The organism is Agromyces sp. NPDC058136, assembly GCF_042884375.1.
Classification (GTDB): Bacteria; Actinomycetota; Actinomycetes; order Actinomycetales; family Microbacteriaceae; genus Agromyces.
The window spans coordinates 1296380-1314051 of the sequence record NZ_JBHVUA010000001.1 but is presented as its reverse complement, the minus strand read 5'-3'; the positions used below and the strand labels follow the sequence as shown (position 1 = coordinate 1314051).

General features: G+C 71.4%; 16 protein-coding genes. 10 read left to right on the top strand and 6 right to left on the bottom strand.

The annotated features are described in order from the left end of the window. The 3 genes from ACFVTX_RS06170 to paaZ all read left to right on the top strand — a co-directional run bounded on the left by ACFVTX_RS06170 (position 1) and on the right by paaZ (position 3831). Positions 1–777, top strand: a complete 777-nt coding sequence (locus tag ACFVTX_RS06170; RefSeq protein ID WP_386898675.1) for an enoyl-CoA hydratase/isomerase family protein — start codon at positions 1–3, stop codon at positions 775–777. Continuing rightward, on the top strand, positions 774–1664 hold the full coding sequence (locus ACFVTX_RS06165; RefSeq protein ID WP_386898674.1) for a 3-hydroxyacyl-CoA dehydrogenase family protein: 891 nt from the start codon (positions 774–776) through the stop codon (positions 1662–1664). The genes ACFVTX_RS06170 and ACFVTX_RS06165 overlap by 4 nt, the downstream gene beginning before the upstream one ends. Before the next feature lie 76 nt (positions 1665–1740). Beyond that, positions 1741–3831: a phenylacetic acid degradation bifunctional protein PaaZ gene (gene paaZ, locus ACFVTX_RS06160; RefSeq protein ID WP_386898673.1), complete on the top strand. Its 2091-nt coding sequence runs from the start codon at positions 1741–1743 to the stop codon at positions 3829–3831. Positions 3832–3863: 32 nt separating this feature from the next. Here the strand turns inward: paaZ and ACFVTX_RS06155 are convergent, their stop codons facing one another. Both ACFVTX_RS06155 and ACFVTX_RS06150 read right to left on the bottom strand, forming a co-directional pair. Further along, entirely contained in the window at positions 3864–4421 is a 558-nt protein-coding gene (locus tag ACFVTX_RS06155; protein ID WP_386898672.1) for a hypothetical protein, read from the bottom strand. A gap of 88 nt (positions 4422–4509) precedes the next feature. Then, complete coding sequence (locus ACFVTX_RS06150) at positions 4510–6654, bottom strand: DEAD/DEAH box helicase (RefSeq protein ID WP_386898671.1); 2145 nt, start codon at positions 6652–6654, stop codon at positions 4510–4512. A gap of 321 nt (positions 6655–6975) precedes the next feature. Between ACFVTX_RS06150 and ACFVTX_RS06145 the strand changes: the two genes are divergently transcribed. Both ACFVTX_RS06145 and ACFVTX_RS06140 read left to right on the top strand, forming a co-directional pair. After that, on the top strand, positions 6976–10104 hold the full coding sequence (locus tag ACFVTX_RS06145) for a DUF5979 domain-containing protein (RefSeq protein ID WP_386898670.1): 3129 nt from the start codon (positions 6976–6978) through the stop codon (positions 10102–10104). 152 nt (positions 10105–10256) lie between these two features. Then, on the top strand, positions 10257–10442 hold the full coding sequence (locus ACFVTX_RS06140) for a hypothetical protein (protein WP_386898669.1): 186 nt from the start codon (positions 10257–10259) through the stop codon (positions 10440–10442). A 139-nt stretch (positions 10443–10581) separates the two neighbouring features. On the opposite strand, the gene ACFVTX_RS06135 is transcribed toward ACFVTX_RS06140, so the two are convergent. The 4 genes from ACFVTX_RS06135 to paaI form a co-directional block, all read right to left on the bottom strand. Continuing rightward, positions 10582–10983, bottom strand: coding sequence for a hypothetical protein (locus ACFVTX_RS06135; RefSeq protein ID WP_386898668.1), 402 nt, complete (start codon positions 10981–10983; stop codon positions 10582–10584). 95 nt (positions 10984–11078) lie between these two features. Beyond that, the gene (locus ACFVTX_RS06130; RefSeq protein ID WP_386898667.1) at positions 11079–11708 is read right to left on the bottom strand and encodes a TetR/AcrR family transcriptional regulator; all 630 of its coding nucleotides are present in this window, start codon (positions 11706–11708) and stop codon (positions 11079–11081) included. A gap of 70 nt (positions 11709–11778) precedes the next feature. After that, positions 11779–13038 (bottom strand): phenylacetate--CoA ligase PaaK, encoded by a 1260-nt coding sequence (gene paaK, locus ACFVTX_RS06125; protein WP_386898743.1) that lies wholly within the window; start codon positions 13036–13038, stop codon positions 11779–11781. A gap of 119 nt (positions 13039–13157) precedes the next feature. Next, complete coding sequence (gene paaI, locus ACFVTX_RS06120) at positions 13158–13586, bottom strand: hydroxyphenylacetyl-CoA thioesterase PaaI (protein ID WP_386898666.1); 429 nt, start codon at positions 13584–13586, stop codon at positions 13158–13160. Between the two features lie 146 nt (positions 13587–13732). Here paaI and paaA point away from each other — a divergent pair, with 146 nt between their 5' ends. The 5 genes from paaA to paaE are packed head-to-tail and all read left to right on the top strand — an operon-like array spanning position 13733 to position 17655. Beyond that, on the top strand, positions 13733–14719 hold the full coding sequence (gene paaA / locus ACFVTX_RS06115) for a 1,2-phenylacetyl-CoA epoxidase subunit PaaA (RefSeq protein ID WP_386898665.1): 987 nt from the start codon (positions 13733–13735) through the stop codon (positions 14717–14719). Further along, positions 14719–15024: a 1,2-phenylacetyl-CoA epoxidase subunit PaaB gene (paaB, locus tag ACFVTX_RS06110; RefSeq protein WP_056653907.1), complete on the top strand. Its 306-nt coding sequence runs from the start codon at positions 14719–14721 to the stop codon at positions 15022–15024. The genes paaA and paaB overlap by 1 nt, the downstream gene beginning before the upstream one ends. Further along, the gene (gene paaC / locus ACFVTX_RS06105) at positions 15021–15932 is read left to right on the top strand and encodes a 1,2-phenylacetyl-CoA epoxidase subunit PaaC (protein ID WP_386898664.1); all 912 of its coding nucleotides are present in this window, start codon (positions 15021–15023) and stop codon (positions 15930–15932) included. The genes paaB and paaC overlap by 4 nt, the downstream gene beginning before the upstream one ends. Further along, complete coding sequence (gene paaD / locus ACFVTX_RS06100; RefSeq protein ID WP_386898663.1) at positions 15926–16471, top strand: 1,2-phenylacetyl-CoA epoxidase subunit PaaD; 546 nt, start codon at positions 15926–15928, stop codon at positions 16469–16471. The genes paaC and paaD overlap by 7 nt, the downstream gene beginning before the upstream one ends. Further along, complete coding sequence (paaE, locus tag ACFVTX_RS06095) at positions 16471–17655, top strand: 1,2-phenylacetyl-CoA epoxidase subunit PaaE (RefSeq protein ID WP_386898662.1); 1185 nt, start codon at positions 16471–16473, stop codon at positions 17653–17655. Before paaD ends, paaE begins: the two co-directional genes overlap by 1 nt. Positions 17656–17672: the final 17 nt, after the last annotated feature.

Genomic DNA, 17672 nt, shown 5'->3' with positions numbered 1-17672 from the left:
ATGGCGGGTCTCGAGACGTCGATGCGCTCCTCGACCGGCGACGGCGGGCCGCTGCTCGTCGAGCGGCACGACGACCGCGTGGTCGCCACCCTCAACCGGCCCGAGAAGCGGAACGCCATCGACCAGGCCACGATCGACGCCCTGCACCTGCTGTGCGCCGAGCTCGAGGCGATGCCGCGCACCCTCATCCTCGCCGGTGCCGGGGGCGTGTTCGCCTCGGGCGCCGACATCGCCCAGCTCCGCGAGCGCCGCGCCGACGACGCCCGTGCCGGCATCAACGCGAACGCCTTCGTGCGCATCGCCCTGCTGCCGATGCCCGTGATCGCCGCGCTCGACGGCTACGCGCTCGGGGGCGGGGCCGAACTCGCGTACGCCGCCGACATCCGCATCGCGACGCCGTCGCTGAAGATCGGCAACCCCGAGACGGGCCTCGGCATCATCGCCGCGGCGGGCGCGAGCTGGCGCCTCAAGGAGATCGTCGGCGACGCGCGCGCGATCGAACTCCTGCTCACGGGCCGTGCCATCGGCGCCGACGAGGCCCGCGAGATCGGGCTCGTGAGCGAGGTGCACCCCGCCGACGAGCTGCTGCCCGCCGCGCACGCGATCGCCGACCGGATCGCCCGCAACGACCGCGCCGCGACGATCGCGACGAAGCGCGTGTTCCGCGCGCCCCGCGACGCGCACCCCGCCGTCGACCTCGAGGAGCAGGCGGTGCTGTTCGAGAGTCCCGAGAAGTACCGACGCATGACCGAGTTCCTCGAGAGGAAGCAGAAGTGAGCGACGTGCACGAACAGGCTTCGACGACGGCCGCCGGCGCCCCCGCCGCCGTCGGCGTGCTCGGCGGCGGACGGATGGGCGCGGGCATCGCGCACGCGTTCCTGCTCGCGGGCTCGCGCGTCACCGTCGTCGAACGCGACGCCGCCGCCGCTGCGGCCGCCTCGGAGCGCGTGCTCGACTCGGTCGCCGCCTCCGTCGCACGCGGCACCGCCGACGGCTCGGCCGAGACGTATGCCGCACGCTTCGCCACGAGCACCGAGGTCGCCGACTTCGCGAGCTGCGGGCTCGTCGTCGAGGCCGTGCCCGAGGACCTCGAACTCAAGATCGACGCCCTCACCCGGGTCGAGCGAGTGCTCCCCCCGGGCGCGGCGCTCGCCTCGAACACCTCGTCGATCTCGATCGACCAGCTCGCCGCCCTGCTCGACCGGCCGGCGCGCTTCGTCGGCATGCACTTCTTCAACCCCGTGCCCGCGTCGACGCTCGTCGAGATCGTGCGCGGCGAGGCATCCGACCCCGCCCTCGTCGACGAGGCGCGCGCCTGGGTGCGCGCGATCGGCAAGACGCCCATCGTCGTCGCGGATGCCCCGGGCTTCGCCTCGTCGCGCCTCGGCGTCATGCTCGGGCTCGAGGCCATCCGCATGCTCGAAGAGGGCGTCGCCTCCGCTGAAGACATCGACGCGGCCATGACGCTCGGCTACAAGCACCCCGTCGGACCGTTGAAGCTGACCGACCTGGTCGGGCTCGACGTGCGGCTCGGCATCGCCGAGTACCTCGCGCAGACGCTCGGCGACCGCTTCGCTCCGCCAGCCCTGCTGCGCCGCATGGTCGCCGAGGGCAAGCTCGGACGCAAGAGCGGCGAGGGCTTCTACCAGTGGGATGCCTCGTGAGGGATCTCGAGACGCGTCCGGCTTCGCCGGCCGCTCCTCGATCACCGGACATGGACACTTTCGAGAGGAACACAAGATGACCGAGATGCTTCCGAGCTACGTCAATGGAGCATGGTGGACGCCGGACGCGTCCGCCGCGTCGGAGGGGGCGACCGCGACCGAGGTGCGCGACGCGTCGACCGGCGAGGTCGTCGCGCGCGTCTCCACCGAGGGCCTCGACCTCGGCGCCGCGCTCGAGTACGCCCGCACCGCGGGGCAGGCCTCGCTCGGGGCGCTCACCTTCCACCAGCGCGCTGTGCTGCTCAAGCAGATGGCGCTCGTGCTCACCGAGCGCAAGGCCGAGCTGTACGCGCTGTCGAGCCGCACCGGTGCGACGAAGTCGGACTCGTGGGTCGACATCGACGGCGGCATCGGCGTGCTCTTCACCTTCTCGGGCAAGGGTCGCCGCGAGATGCCGAACGCCAAGGTGTACCTCGACGGCGCCGTCGAGAACCTCTCGAAGGACGGCTCATTCCTCGGGCGGCATATCTACACTCGTCTGCCCGGCGTCGCCGTGCAGATCAACGCCTTCAATTTCCCGGTGTGGGGTTCGCTCGAGAAGTTCGCGCCCGCCTTCCTCGCCGGCATGCCGACGGTCGTGAAGCCCGCGACGCCGACCGGCTACCTCGCCGAGCACATGGTGCGCATCCTCGTCGAGTCGGGCCTGCTGCCCGAGGGTTCGCTGCAGCTCGTCTCGGGCAGCGTGCCGACCCTCTTCGACCACCTGCGGCTCGGCGACCTCGTCGCGTTCACCGGTTCGGCGTCGACCGCCGAGCGCCTGCGCGCCCACGATTCGGTGCAGACCGGCGGCGTGCGGTTCACCAGCGAGACCGACTCGATCAATGCGTCGATCCTCGGCACCGACGCGGTCGCCGGCACTCCCGAGTTCGACGCGTACGTGAAGCAGCTCGTCGTCGAGATGACGACGAAGGCGGGGCAGAAGTGCACGGCGATCCGCCGAGCGATCGTGCCCGAGGCATCCGTCGACGCCGTCATCGACGCGGTGCGTGCGCGCATCGCGGAGCGCGTCGTCGTCGGCGACCCGCGCGCCGAGGGGGTCACGATGGGGCCGCTCGCCTCGACCGCGCAGCGTGACGAGGTGCTGCGCCAGGTGGGCCGGCTCACCGCCGCGGGCGGCGAGCTCGTGATCGGCTCGACGGATGCCCCTTCGGTCGCGCTCGCGGACGGTTCGACCGGCACCGCGCCCGACGGCGCCTTCGTCGCGCCCATGCTGCTGCGGTTCGCGGATGCCGCGAGCCCGGCCCTGCACGAGGTCGAGGCCTTCGGACCGGTGTCGTCGATCGTCGGCTACGGCTCGCTCGCCGAGGCCTCGGCGCTCGTCGCCCGCGGCGGCGGATCGCTCGTCACGAGCGTCGCGACGCACGACCCCGAGGTCGCCGTCGAGCTCGCCTCGGGCATCGCGGCGTACAACGGGCGCGTGCTGTTCCTCGACCGCGACGACGCGCGCAGTTCGACCGGGCACGGTTCGCCGCTGCCGAACCTCGTGCACGGCGGACCCGGCCGCGCGGGCGGCGGGGAAGAGCTCGGCGGCATCCGCGCGGTGCTGCACCACATGCAGCGCACCGCGGTGCAGGGCTCGCCCGAGATGCTCACCGCCCTCACGGGGGTCTGGCACGCGGGCGCGAGCGCGCGGGCCGACGGAGTTCACCCCTTCCGCAAGTCGCTCGCCGAGCTGCGCCTGGGCGACCAGGTCGTGAGCGGCTCGCGCACGGTGACCCTCGAGGACATCGAGACCTTCGCGAACTTCACCGGTGACACCTTCTACGCCCACATGGATGAGGAGGCCGCGGCCGCGAACCCGTTCTTCCCCGGGCGCGTGGCGCACGGCTACCTGCTCGTCTCGTGGGCCGCCGGGCTCTTCGTCGACGCGGCCCCGGGCCCGGTGCTCGCGAACTACGGCCTCGAGAACCTGCGCTTCGTGACGCCCGTCTCGCCCGGCGACGCGATCCGCGTCGAGCTCACGGCCAAGCAGATCACGCCCCGCGAGACCGACGAGTACGGCGAGGTACGCTGGGACGCGGTGCTGCGCAACCAGAACGACGAGCTCGTCGCGTCGTACGACGTGCTGACCCTCGTGGCGAAGGAGCAGGCGTCCGCGGCGAGCTGACCCCGCCTGCCGGCGGTCGGCTCGCCGGCCGGTCACATGCCGGGATGCCCGCTGCAGTCGACGGTGGCTTCGTCGGTGGAGCCCTCGGCGTAGTAGTCGTCGGAGGCGACCCGCTTGCTGCCGTAGGTCAGCGTGCACGACAGCGAGTCCGGGGCGCTCGCAGTGAAGGTCCACGGCGCGCCGGCGGTCTGCGTGCCGCAGTCCGACTGCATCAGCACGACGACGGGGCCGACCGCCTGCGTCGTGCGCACGACGGGATCGGCGCCGGGCCGGAAGGCGGTGTACTCGATCTCGATCGGCGTCGTGTCGTCGTTCGAGGTGACGACGAGGGTGACGACGCCGAACTCGCTCGGATCTGCGGGGCAATCGCCGTCGACGGTCGGCACGACGGTGAGCCCCGGCGCGGCGAGCGTGCCGCCGTTGGAGGAGTCGGGCGTCGACGTCGGCGTCGGCGTCGGGGAGGCGGTCACGGCGGGCGGCGTCGTCTCCGCGATGACGGGACCGGCCGAGGTGCAGCCGGTCAGGAGCGCGGCGGCGGCGAGGAGCGAGGAGACCGCGAGGAGGGTTCGGGTCGGACGGAGTTCAGGCACGTCGCCATCGTAGGGGCGCGCCACCGTCGAACGCGAGGGTGGATTCGGCCGGCGCGAAGCGGACGGGCCGCAGTGCGGCCGACCGGCCTCAGCCGCGCAGGGCGAGCGCGAACGGCAGCACCTCGACGGCACCGGCGAGGCGCAGCTCGCGGGCGGCGATCGTGAGGGTCCACCGGCTGTCGGCGAGGTCGTCGACGAGGAGCAGCGGCCCGGCCGGCACCTCGAGCCCGGCGGCCGAGAACCGCCCCCACACCCGGGCGAGGCGGAATGCGCTGTTGCCGCCCGGCTGCCCGCTCGGCCCGCCGTCGACCGGCTCGAGCGCACCCAGGTAGGGGAGCCGACCCACCTCGGCGAGTCCGCGGGCGAGCGAGTCGACGAGCAGCGGCTTCGAGCGCGAGGGCATCGCGACGACGGCGACGGGCCGCTCGGCCCAGCCCCAGTCGGCGAGCACCCGCACGCACGCGGCGAGCAGCTGCGGCGACACCGGCGCATCGGGTGCGCCGGCGGCGAAGACCTCGCGCAGCGTGCCGCCCCAGCCCAGGTCGGTGAGCCGGGCGAGCGCCCGACCCTCGCCCGCCTGTTCGGCGGGGGAGATACGGCCCTTCACCGGAACCCCGAGCCGGTCGGCCCCGGTCGGCCAGGCGCGACGCGGTTCGATCGGCACACCGACCCGGTCGAGCGCCTTCGCCGCGGTCGCCGAAGCCTCTGCCCCGATCTCCGTCGGGAACCAGACGCCCGCGCAGTTGTCGCAGCGCCCGCACGGTGCCGCGGTGGCATCGTCGAGGGAGCGCTGCAGGAACTCCATGCGGCACCCGCTCGTCGTCTCGTACTCGATCATGTGCTGCTGCTCGGCGACGCGTTCGGCGGCGATGCGCCGGTATCGCTCCTCGTCGTAGACCCACGGCTCGCCCGTCGCGACCCAGCCGCCCTGCACGCGCCGTACGGCGCCGTCGACGTCGAGCACCTTGAGCAGCAGTTCGAGCGGCGTCCGCCGGAGGTCGACCATCGCCTCGAGCGCGGGCGTCGACACGGGGGAGCCCGAGAGCGCCCCGATGACCCGCTCCGCCCGCTCGCGATCGGGCATCGACGCCGTCGCGAAGTAGTGCCAGATCTCACGGTCCTCGACGCCGGGCAGCAGCAGCACGTCGGCCGACTCGGTCGCGCGGCCCGCGCGCCCGACCTGCTGGTAGTACGCGACGGGCGACGACGGCGCCCCGAGGTGCAGCACGAAGCCGAGATCGGGCTTGTCGAACCCCATGCCGAGCGCACTCGTCGCGACGAGCGCCTTGACCTCGTTGCGCTTCAGCATGCCCTCTGACTCGGCGCGCTCGTCGGGGTCGGTCTGCCCGGTGTAGGCGCGCACCTCGTGGCCGCGTTCGCGCAGCAGCCGCGCGGTGTCGTTCGCCGCGGCGACCGTGAGCGTGTAGATGATGCCCGAACCGGGCAGGTCGTCGAGGTGCGCGACGAGCCACGCGAGCCGGCTCGCCGAGTCGGGCAGGCGCAGCACGCCGAGTCGCAGCGAGGTGCGCGCGAGCGGCCCGCGAATGGTGAGCACTCCGGCGTCCCCGCCGGCCCCGCCCTCGGCGGCAGACCCGAGCCCCGTGGATGCCTCGCCCCCGAGCTGTTCGGCGACGTCGGCGACGACCCGGCTGTTCGCCGTCGCCGTGGTGGCGAGCACGGGCACCTCGGCGGGCATCTGCGCGATCAGCTCGCGGAGGCGTCGGTAGTCGGGCCGGAAGTCGTGCCCCCAGTCGCTGATGCAATGCGCCTCGTCGACGACGAGCATGCCGATGCGGCGCACGAGGGCGGGCAGCTGCTCGTCGCGGAAGGACGGGTTGTTGAGCCGCTCGGGTGAGACGAGCAGCACGTCGACCTCGTCGCGGTCGAGCTGCGCGAGCACGTCGCCCCATTCGTGCGCGTTCGTCGAGTTGATCGCGACCGCCCGGACTCCGGCGCGTTCGGCCGCGGCGATCTGGTCGCGCATGAGCGCGAGCAGCGGCGACACGAGCACCGTCGGGCCGGCGCCGCGCCGGCGCAGCAGGAGGGTGGCGACGAAGTAGACCGCCGACTTGCCCCACCCGGTGCGCTGCACCACGAGCGCACGGCGCCGACCGTCGACGAGCGCCTCGATCGCCTCGAACTGCCCGTCGTGGAACTCGGCGTCGTCGCGCCCGACGAGCTCGCGCAGCGCTCCGAGTGCGGCGGTGCGGGTGTCGCTCGAGTCGGTCGTCATCACTCCAGCTTCGCGCATGCATCGGACATCCGGGTGGCGGGGCGACGTGGCATCCGGCCGGAGACTCGCGCGGCGGTCGGGGTGCACAGGGGATTCTCAGCTCTGCGCGCGTCATGACGCGGGCGCGTGCGCGTCACTCAGGTGGCGGCAAAGTCGGCCGCCCGTCCTCACCCGAGAGGATCAGTGCATTCCGGCGTACCCGCGCCGGTCCGTACCCGTCGGTCACCCCGCCGTCGGTCGCGCTGTCGCGCCTGCTCGGGCTTCGGGATCGTCGCCCGCCGATGAATTCCGTCCGGACGCCCCAACGGAAGGAACGCACAGATGACCAACCTCAGGAGTGGAACGCCCCCGAGCCGGGCGCAGCGACTGCGGCGCGCGATGGCGATGGCGGTCGCGGCGATGCTCGCGATCGCCGCGAACGTGTTCGTCTTCGCGCCGGCCGCGCAGGCCGCAGCGGGCTCGCCGATCTCGATCGACGGCGTCTCGTTCGTGGACAGCGAGTTCGACGACGGCAGCAGCCAGGAGCTCACCGTGAAGTGGAGCGTCCCCGGCGAGGCCGTGAACCCCGTCAGCGTCACCATGGACCTGCCGCAGGGGCTCACCGGGTACGAGGACCGGTTCCCGATGCTCGATCCCGACGGCGAGCCGGCGGGCGAGTGCGTCGTCCTCGCGTCGAAGATCACCTGCACCGTGGACCCCGACTACATCGACGGACACGAGCTCGAGATGAGCGGCGAATTCACCTTCCGCGTGCAGGTCTGGCTCGAGAACCTCGAGACCGAGGAGCACGTCTTCGACTTCGGTGACGTCGAGGCGCCGGCCACGGTGCATCCGAACCCGGGTCGTTGTCTCGAGAACTGCGAGTTCGGCGGCTGGGACGGATGGAAGAGCGGGAGCTACCACAACCTCGACGACACCATCACGTGGTGGGTCATCCTGCCCACCGGCCCCGACGGCATCCCCGCCGGGCGGCACGTCACCGTCACCGACGACTTCGATGAGACGGCGTTCGAGATCGTGGAGGGACCGCGGGTCGAGGAGGCCCGATCGCTCTCGTACGACTCGCTCGGCCGGCAGAACCCGGTGTTCCGCGAGAAGCCGAGCGCCGAGGTGAGCGTCTCCGACGGGGGCGAGCGCGTCGACTTCACCTCCGTCGCCGGGCTCGGCGGGGCCGCGCCGGCGGGCGAACAGGGCATCTCGGGCTCGGCCTACCAGGTCATCTGGAAGGTGCGCGTGCTCGACGAGGGCAAGGCGAAGAGCTACGACAACACCGCGAAGTACGAGATCGAGGGCGTGAAGTCGGGCACCTCGACGGGCACCGCGACCCGCTACTCGGGCTCCGGCACCGTCGTCGGCCGCAACTTCGGCAAGTTCGAGCTCACGAAGGAGCTCGCGGGCGACACCTCGTTGACGCCGACGTTCACCGTCAACTACACGGCCACGCTCGACGGCGAGGTCACCGAGCAGCGCACCATCGAACTGCGCGCCGGCGAGTCGTTCACGAGTGCCGAACTGTTCAAGGGCACCACGATCACCCTCGACGAGATCATCCCGGTCGAGCCGGCGAACGTCACGTGGGCCGACCCGGTGTTCGTGCTTCCCGACGGCACCGAGTCCGAGCGGCTCGAGCTGACGTTCTCTTCGGCGAACGGCAACCTCGGCAAGCTGGCCCAGATCCGCCTGCAGAACCGGGCGACGCTCGAGAAGGTCTCGGCCGGCGCGCGCAAGACCGTCGTGAACGACGACGCGATGCGCATCCCGAGCGACACGGTCTTCACCCTGAACTACCGCTGGGACGCCGACGCCGCCAAGGGGATCCCTGCGGGCGGCGGCTCGGTCGAGCTGCCGCTCGACGGCGATCGCGTCGAGATCCCGGGGCTGCCCGTCGGTGCGGTCGTGCACTTCGCCGAGTCGGCCCCCGCCGCGATCCCCGGTGCGAGCTGGCAGGCCCCGGTCATCGAGCCGGCGCAGCTGACGGTCGACGCCGACACCGCGGACGTCGTGGTGTCGGTCACCAACACCCTCACCCGCGATCTCGGCGCCTTCGAGATCGTGAAGCGACTCGACGGCGACGGCGCGGGCCTCGTCGACGACCCCACGTTCACCGTGAAGTGGTCGTACCCGGCCGACCCCGACGCCGGCGTGTACGCGGGCGCCGAGGGCACCGTCCGGGTGACCGCCGGCGGCGACGCGGCGATCGTCGACGGACTTCCGGCCGGCGCCACCGTGACCCTCGATGAGCTGCTCGACGACGTCGAGGGCGGCACCTGGCAGGAACCCGTCTTCAGCGAGAAGACCTTCACGATCGTGAAGGACAACCGCATCACGGTCGACCTCGACAACGAGCTGGCGCTCGACACGGGGTACTTCTCGGCGGTCAAGGTGCTCGAGGGCACCGGCGCGAAGCTCGTGCCCGCGAGCGACGCGTTCACCGTCCGCTACGCCTACGACGCGGGAATCGGATTCGTGGCGGGGCAGGGCGAGCTCGTCGTCTCCGCCGACGGCACGGTCGCGACGAGCGGGCCGCTGCCGTTCGGCGCCGTGCTGCGCCTCAGCGAAGCGCCGCCCGAGCCGGTGGTCGGCGGCACCTGGACCGGTACGGGCGCCTTCTCGCCCGCGACCGTGAAGATCGGCGACGGCACCACGGTGGCCGTCACGCTCACGAACACGATCACGCGCGACGTCGGCGCCTTCAGCCTGCAGAAGCGGGTCGAAGGCACCGGGGCGCACCTCGCCGCCTCCGACGCGGAGTACACGTTCACCTACGAGTACCCCGCCGGGGCGAGCTACGAGGCGCTCGAGCCGACCGAGATCGTCGTCCCGGCCGACGGCACCGTCGTGACGGTCGACGACCTGCCCGCGGGCGCCGTCGTGACCCTCCGCGAGCGGACGCCCGACGCGGTCGCCGGGGGAACCTGGGCGACGCCCCGCTTCGAGGCGGCGAACACCTTCGTCGTCGCGAAGGACGAGCGGCTCGACGTCGTCGCCGTCAACACGCTCGAGCTGAACAGCGGCGCGTTCTCGGTGCGCAAGGAGGTCGTCGGCTCGGGCGCGGCGACGCTGCCCGCCGGCGCGCAGTTCACGGTGCGCTACGAGTACCCCTCGGGGCCGGGCTTCGAGGGCGGTTCAGGCGTGCTCACCGTGAAGGCCGACGGCAAGGCCGTCTCGAGCGACCCGCTCCCGTACGGCGCGGTCGTCACGCTGACCGAGGCCGCTCCGGCCGCGGTCGAGGGCGCGAGCTGGACGCACGCGCAGTTCAGCGAGTCGACGGTCGTGATCGGCGACGGCACCGTCGTCGAGGTCCTGCTCACGAACACGCTCGAGCTGCCCGCGGCCGATCGCATCGCCTCCACCGGCGTCGAGGGCCTCGTGCCCGCGCTCGCCGCCGGCGCCCTGGCGATGCTCGCCGGCGCCGTGCTGTTCGTCGTGGCGCGTCGTCGCCGGGCGTAACCGCACTGAGCAACGGGCCGCGCATCCATCCGGGTGCGCGGCCTGTTGCGTCTACGGCTCAGGGGCACGGCCGCGAAGTTAAGGCGATCGCCGGATGCCGCGGCCCCACCTCAGGGCGCAGGCTCGGTATCGACCGATCAGGAGGATTCGACATGTTGATCTCGGAGAGCACCTTCCCCCACCTCCGCGCCGCTGAGGAGGCGCGACTCGCGCACGAGCTCGAACGGCGCCGGGTCGCGGCCGAACGACTGGCCGAACGGGCCCCTACCGAGCCGCGGCGGCACCGCACCCGTCGGGCGCGTCGCACCGCCGCCGAGGGCGGGTGGGCTACGGCCTGAGCGAGGCGGAACTACTTGTCGTGCGGGACCGTTGCGCGGCAGTGAGAAGCGCGAATGAAATAGGGCACGCGGAAGCAACCGCAAGTCGGCGTGCGGGGTCTTGGAACCGATGGGCGCGAGCTAGGAGACCCGCAGACGTCTATTCATCGAGACGATTGAGCAGCCGCGCCGCCTCGTCGTCACTGAGAGCAAGCGTGGTCCGGTCGGTCCAGAGGATGACTGCGCGTCCGCAGATGCGCATTCCCTCGTACATCCTCAACTCGTCGCCGGGCGCGACGTCCCACCATTGAGGAACGTGGTCGGCGAACAGCGGAATGATGACCGCGTCGGTCGTGTCGCCGGGGCGAATGTTGGATCTGCTGAAGCCAAGAACCGGCGCAGCTGTCTGGTCACCACGCGGCCACCCGGGAAGTCCCCAGTTCGGACGGTACTGCATCCGGACCTCGGCCGAGTTCCCGCCGAGCAACGGAGTGTGCCGTCCCCCGGCTTCGCTGGTCGCGAGGGCAAGTCGAACACCGATGGCTGGGCGAGCGTCGGTCATGAGATCCATCATCGCGGAGTGTTGTGCTATCCCGCCGTCCGCCACAGCCCAGTCGATGTGGGCCGCCCCGCCACGCGGGGGCAGATGGGCGGGCTTCAGCCGAGCAGCTCCTGCACCCGATTCGAACTCGGCATGCGTAGCCCGTCGAGCGCGATCGCGATGACGTCGTCGGCGAGCTTGTCGGCGTCTTCGCGGCCGCCCGGGCGGTACCACTCGACGATCGAGTTGACCATGCCGAAGACGAGCCTCGCGACGACGCTCGCGTCGAGGTCGCTGCGCAGGGTGCCCTCGGCCTGGGCCTCTTCGACGAGTGCCGTGATGGCCCGGTCGAAGGCGCGGCGACGTGCGAGGGCGCTGCGCTCGACCTCCGTGTTGCCGCGCACGCGCAGCAGTAGCGTGACGGTCGGCAGCTTCGCGACGAGCACGTGCACCGCCCCGCGGAGGGCGTAGTCGAGGCGCTCCGCCGCGCGTCCGCCCGAGGCATCCGCCTCGCCGAGGACGCCCTCGAGCGCGCTGAGCGCGTCGTCGAGGGCCCGCTCGAGGATCTCGTCCTTCGACGCGAAGTGGTGGTAGATCGCCGACTTCGAGAGGCCGAGCCGTTCGGCGAGCACTCCCATGGACGTCGCGTCGTAGCCGTACTGGTTGAACGCGGCGACGGCGACCTCGAGGATGCCCTGCTGGTCGTAGCCGGGGCGGCCTCGCCGCAGTGATCCGTTCTCGCTCATCGCCCCAATCCTCGCATCTCGGGTTTCGAGACGCGTGCTCCTTCGTCGCGCGCTCCTCAACCCGCGGATGTCACCCGTTGCGCAGGTCGTAGACCCGCTTGTACTTGCCCTCGCTGCGCGGCAGCGCGCCGGGCTCCTCGAGCCGGACCTCGACGGTCGAGCCGATGAGCACCTTGATCTTCTTCGCGAGCACGACCGCGGCGGCCTCGCAGACCTCGCGCGAGAGGTCGGGGTGGCGCTCGATGCGCACCGTCATGGCGTCCATGCGGCCGGTGCGGGTCAGTTCGAGGATGAAGTGCGGGGTGAGCTGCTCGATGCCGAGCACGATCTCCTCGATCTGCGTCGGGAAGAGGTTCACCCCGCGCAGGATGATCATGTCGTCGTTGCGGCCCGTGATCTTCTCGATGCGGCGCATCGCGGGGCGGGCGGTGCCGGGCAGCAGGCGGGTGAGGTCGCGCGTGCGGTAGCGGATGACCGGGAACGCCTCCTTCGTGAGCGAGGTGAAGACGAGCTCGCCCATCTCGCCGTCGGCGAGGACCGCACCCGAGTCGCCGTCGATGATCTCTGGGAGGAAGTGGTCCTCCCAGATGTGGGGGCCGTCCTTCGTCTCGATGCACTCGTTGCCGACCCCGGGGCCCATGACCTCGCTGAGCCCGTAGATGTCGAGGGCGTCGATGCCGAGCCGCTGCTCGAGCTCGTGGCGCATCTCGTTCGTCCACGGCTCGGCGCCGAGCACCGCCGTCTTGAGCGAGGTCGAGCGCGGGTCGATGCCCGCCGCGACCATGGCGTCGGCGATCGTGAGCAGGTAGCTCGGCGTGCAGAGGATCGCGTCGGGCTCGAAGTCGACGATGAGCTGCACCTGGCGCGCGGTCTGCCCGCCCGACATCGGGATGACGGTCGCGCCGAGCTTCTCGATGCCGGCGTGCGCCCCGAGGCCGCCGGTGAACAGCCCGTAGCCGTAGGCGTTGTGCACCTTCATGCCGGGGCGCACGCCGCTCGCGCGGAGCGAGCGGGCGACGAGGGTCGCCCAGCGGTCGAGGTCGCCCTTCGTGTAGCCGACGACGGTGGGCCGACCGGTGGTTCCGCTCGACGCGTGGATGCGCGCGACCTCGGCCATCGGCACGGCGAACATGCCGAAGGGGTAGGTCTGCCGCAGGTCCTCCTTGGTCGTGAAGGGCAGCTTCGAGACGTCGGCGAGGGTCTGGATGTCACGGGGGTGCACCCCCGCGGCGTCGAACTTCGCCGTGTAGAGGGGCACGTTCGCGTAGGCGTGCGCGACGGTCTGCTGCAGCCGCTCGAGCTGCAGCGCCTCGAGTTCGGCGCGGGTCATCCGCTCCTCGGGGTCGAGCTCGTCGGGGCGAGGGGGCACGAGGCCCGAGACGGTGGGGGAGGTGGTCGTCGTCGACACGTGGTGCTCCGTGAGGTGGGGTGGTCTCGAGACGCGTCGCGCTACGCGCGGCGCTCCTCGACCTGCGGACGGTTGGTGGAGAGGGAACGGCCGCGGAACTCGGCGACCGCGTCGCCGTGCTCGTCGACGACCGAGACGTCGTAGAGTCCGGTGCGGCCCGACCGGGTGCGGCGGACGGCGGTCGCGGTGAGGGTCTGCCCCGCGACGGTGGACTTCAGGAAGGTGATGTCGGCGCCCGCGGCGACGGTGACGGTCTCGTCCTCGTTGCAGGCGATCGCGAACGCGGTGTCGGCGAGGGTGAACACGAGACCGCCGTGGGTGATGCCGAAGCCGTTCGTCATGTCGTCGCGCACGCGCATGGAGACGACGGCGTGCCCCGGGTCATCCCGTTCGACGACCATGCCGAGCGCCGCGGAGGCGAGATCGCGCTGCATCATGGCACGGTTCGGGGCGGTCGCGGCTTCCGTCATGTTCGACTCCTCATCGAGTTCGCGCGCCGTTGCTGCGACGCTGAGGTTGACTATATACTAACTGAACGATCGGTAGGTATTGTCGGATGCTCCGCGGTGCCGTCACTCGCGAAGCGCCCCCGATCCCCACGAAGACACAGGAGTCGATGATGACCGCAGCTGCCGAGCTCAGCCTGGCCGCCGAGGAGGCGCCCGACGCAGAGGCGCAGGCCCTGTTCGACGACCTCATCGCGAAGGACTCGCGCATCGAGCCTCGCGACTGGATGCCCGAGGCGTACCGCAAGACCCTCATCCGCCAGATCAGCCAGCACGCGCACTCCGAGATCATCGGCATGCAGCCCGAGTCGAACTGGATCACGCGCGCGCCCAGCCTCAAGCGCAAGGCCATCCTCATGGCCAAGGTGCAGGACGAAGCCGGCCACGGCCTCTACCTCTACTCGGCCGCGCAGACGCTCGGCATCACGCGCGAGGAGATGATGAACCAGCTCATCGAGGGGCGCGCCCGCTACTCCTCGATCTTCAACTACACGACCCCGACGTGGGCCGACATGGGCGCCATCGGCTGGCTCGTCGACGGTGCCGCGATCTGCAACCAGGTGCCGCTCTGCCGTGCCTCGTACGGCCCCTACGGGCGAGCGATGGTGCGCATCTGCAAGGAGGAGTCGTTCCACCAGCGCCAGGGCTTCGAGATCCTCCTCGAGCTCATGCAGGGCACGCCCGAGCAGCGGCAGATGGCGCAGGACGCCGTGAACCGCTGGTACTGGCCGAGCCTCCAGATGTTCGGCCCGCCCGACGACCAGTCGCCGAACTCGGCGCAGTCGATGGCGTGGAACATCAAGCGCTTCTCGAACGACGAACTGCGCCAGCGCTTCGTCGGCATGCTCGTGCCGCAGGCCGAGGTCATGGGCGTCACGCTGCCCGACCCGAACCTGCGCTTCAACGAGGAGACCGGCGAGTACGACATGAGCGAGATCGACTGGACCGAGTTCAACGAGGTGCTCGCAGGTCGCGGCCCCGCCAACGCCGAACGACTGCGCCGCCGTCGCGAAGCACACGAAGAAGGAGCCTGGGTGCGCGAAGCCGCCGCCGAATACGCCCGCAAGCAGTCGCAGATGCAGAAGGAGGTGGCCTGATGTCGACCCCCGGTGAGATCGGAACCGAAGCCTGGCCCCTCTGGGAGGTCTTCGTGCGCGCCAACCGCGGCCTGAGCCACGTCCACGTCGGCTCGCTGCACGCGCCCGACGCCGACATGGCCGTGCGCAACGCCCGCGACCTCTACACCCGCCGCAACGAGGGCGTCTCGATCTGGGTCGTCCCCGCCGACGCCGTCACGACGAGCGACCCCGATGCGAAGGGCGCCTTCTTCGAGAGCCCCGCCGGCAAGAACTACCGGCACGCCGTGTACTACACGAAGAGCGAAGGGGTGAAGCACCTGTGAGCGACGTCCGTTCGTCGAGGAGCGCCGCCGAAGGTGACGCGTCTCGAGACGCCCACGGAGATCCGCACGGCGACCCGCACGGCGACGTCTCGGTCGATCGCCTCGCGCTCGCCGACGAGCTCGCCGGCGCGAGCGAGGGCGCGGGTGCGGTCGCCTCTGCGGATGCCGCGGAGTACGCCCTCCGGCTCGGCGACGACGCGCTCGTGCTCGCCCAGCAGCTCGGCATGTGGATCACCCGCGCGCCCGAGCTCGAGGAGGACGTCGCGCTCGGCAACATCGGGCTCGACCTCATCGGCCACGCCCGTTCGCTGCTGCACTACGCGGGCACCGCGACGGGCCGCAGCGAAGACGAGTTCGCCTACTGGCGCGACGAGCCCGAGTGGCGCAACGCCTGGCTCTTCGAGCAGCCGAACGGCGACTTCGCGGTCACGATCGCGCGTCAGCTCGCGGCATCCCTCTACCTCTTCGAGCTCTACTCGGCGCTCGCCGGCTCGACCGACCCGACCCTCGCGGCGATCGCCGCGAAGTCGGTGAAGGAGGTCGACTACCACCGCGACCACGCCACCCAGTGGGTGCTGCGCCTCGCGGGCGGCACCGAGGAGTCGCGCCGCCGCATGATCCGCGGCGTCGACGTGACGTGGCCCTACGTCGACGAGCTGTTCGCCGACGACGAGCTCGTCGAGCGCCTCGCCGCCTCGGGCGTCGCCGTGCTGCCCTCGACGCTGCGCCCCGCGTTCGAGGCCGCCGTCGACGCGGTCTTCGCCGAGGCTGCGCTCGAACGCCCCTCGGGCCGCACGGCGTACACCGCCTCGGGCGGCGGCCGCCACGGCTCGCACACCGAGCACCTCGGGCCGCTCCTCGCCGAGATGCAGGTGCTCGCCCGCCAGCACCCGGGAGCGTCATGGTGACCGCGACCATCCCCGTTGGTCGAGGAGCGCCGACGCGCAGCGGCGACGCGTCTCGAGACCAGAGCGCCTGGCAGGTCGCGGCGACCGTGACCGACCCCGAGATCCCCGTGCTCACGATCGAAGACCTCGGCGTGCTGCGCACGGTCGAGGTCGCCGACGACGGTGCGGTGCACGTCGAGCTCACCCCCACGTACAGCGGATGCCCCGCGATGGACGCCATGCGCGACGACGTCGTGCTCGCCCTCACCCACGCCGGCTACGACGACGTCACCGTCGACCTCGTGCTCGCCCCCGCGTGGACCACCGACTGGATGACCGAGGACGGCAAGCAGAAGCTGCGCCGCTACGGCATCCAGGCGCCCACCGGCCTCGCCGCGGCGCGCGGGCAGGGGCCCGTGCGCGTGCAGCTCGCCGTGAAATGCCCCCGCTGCGACTCGCTCGACACCCGCGAGATCGCCCGCTTCGGTTCGACCTCGTGCAAGGCCCTCTACGAGTGCCGCGCCTGCCTCGAACCCTTCGACTACTTCAAGGTGATCTGATGGCGGCGAGAAACCTGGGCTCGACCGAGACGGCAGCTGAGACGTTCCTCAGCTCGACCGTCGGCGGAGAACACGTGACGAAGCGCCGCCGCGCGCGGTTCCACTCGCTCGAGGTCGCCGAGGTGCGGCCGCTCACGAGCGACGCCGTCGAGGTGACCTTCGCGGTGCCCGCCGAGCTCGCCGACGAGTACAGCTATCTGCCCGGCCAGTACGTCGCCCTCCGCAAGGAGCTCGACGGCCATGAGCGGCGCCGCAGCTACTCGATCTGCCGCCCCCCGAGCATCGGCGCCGACGGCACCGGCCGCATCTCGGTCGGCATCAAGCGCGACCTCGGCGGGATCTTCTCGACGTGGGCGAACAGCGAGCTCGAAGTCGGCGACACCCTCGACGTGATGAGCCCGCAGGGCACCTTCACCTCGACGCTCGACGCGCTCGACGGCAAGCACATCGTCGCGATCGCGGCCGGTTCGGGCATCACCCCGCTCATGGCGCTCGCCCACGCGGTGCTGGCCCGCTCCGAGACATCCGAGTTCGAGATCGTGTACACGAACCGGTCGACGCTCGACGTGATGTTCCTCGAGGAGCTCGCCGAACTGAAGGACCGCTACCCCTCGCGGCTCGCGCTGCACCACGTGCTCTCGCGCGAGCAGCGCACCGCGCCGCTCCTGTCCGGGCGCATCGACGCGTCGAAGCTCGAGACGATGCTCGACGTGCTCATCCGCCCCGAGACGGTCGACGAGTGGTTCCTCTGCGGGCCGTTCGAGCTCGTGCAGCTCGCCCGCGACACCCTCGAGGCGCGCGGGGTGCCCGCGGCGCACGTGCGCTACGAACTGTTCACGACCGACGCCGACCGGGTCGAACCGCGGCACGGCCGCCCCGTCGAGGTGAAGCAGGGCGAGGACACCGTGGCGATCGAGTTCACCCTCGACGGGCAGTCGTCGACGGTCGAGAGCCCGGTGTCGGCGAACGAGTCGATCCTGAACGCGGCCCTGCGGGTCCGCCCCGACGTGCCCTTCGCGTGCGCGGGCGGCGTCTGCGGCACCTGCCGTGCGCGGGTGGTGTCGGGCACCGTGAACATGACCGAGAACTACGCGCTCGAACCCGACGAGCTCGAGCGCGGCTACGTGCTCACCTGCCAGTCGCACCCCAAGTCCGAGCGCGTCGTCGTCGACTACGACGTCTGAGTGGAAGAGACTCCGTA

What these genes read in the sequence shown, in the direction of transcription:
- ACFVTX_RS06170 (WP_386898675.1), top strand. Translation starts at nt 1, where the DNA reads ATGGCGGGTCTCGAGACGTCGATGCGCTCCTCGACCGGCGACGGCGGG.
- ACFVTX_RS06145 (WP_386898670.1), top strand. Translation starts at nt 6,976, where the DNA reads ATGACCAACCTCAGGAGTGGAACGCCCCCGAGCCGGGCGCAGCGACTG.
- paaK (WP_386898743.1), bottom strand. Translation starts at nt 13,038, where the DNA reads ATGACCCGCGCCGAACTCGAGGCGCTGCAGCTCGAGCGGCTGCAGCAG.
- paaE (WP_386898662.1), top strand. Translation starts at nt 16,471, where the DNA reads ATGGCGGCGAGAAACCTGGGCTCGACCGAGACGGCAGCTGAGACGTTC.
- ACFVTX_RS06130 (WP_386898667.1), bottom strand. Translation starts at nt 11,708, where the DNA reads ATGAGCGAGAACGGATCACTGCGGCGAGGCCGCCCCGGCTACGACCAG.
- paaA (WP_386898665.1), top strand. Translation starts at nt 13,733, where the DNA reads ATGATGACCGCAGCTGCCGAGCTCAGCCTGGCCGCCGAGGAGGCGCCC.
- paaZ (WP_386898673.1), top strand. Translation starts at nt 1,741, where the DNA reads ATGACCGAGATGCTTCCGAGCTACGTCAATGGAGCATGGTGGACGCCG.
- paaI (WP_386898666.1), bottom strand. Translation starts at nt 13,586, where the DNA reads ATGACGGAAGCCGCGACCGCCCCGAACCGTGCCATGATGCAGCGCGAT.
- ACFVTX_RS06140 (WP_386898669.1), top strand. Translation starts at nt 10,257, where the DNA reads ATGTTGATCTCGGAGAGCACCTTCCCCCACCTCCGCGCCGCTGAGGAG.
- paaB (WP_056653907.1), top strand. Translation starts at nt 14,719, where the DNA reads ATGTCGACCCCCGGTGAGATCGGAACCGAAGCCTGGCCCCTCTGGGAG.
- ACFVTX_RS06135 (WP_386898668.1), bottom strand. Translation starts at nt 10,983, where the DNA reads ATGACCGACGCTCGCCCAGCCATCGGTGTTCGACTTGCCCTCGCGACC.
- ACFVTX_RS06150 (WP_386898671.1), bottom strand. Translation starts at nt 6,654, where the DNA reads ATGACGACCGACTCGAGCGACACCCGCACCGCCGCACTCGGAGCGCTG.
- paaD (WP_386898663.1), top strand. Translation starts at nt 15,926, where the DNA reads ATGGTGACCGCGACCATCCCCGTTGGTCGAGGAGCGCCGACGCGCAGC.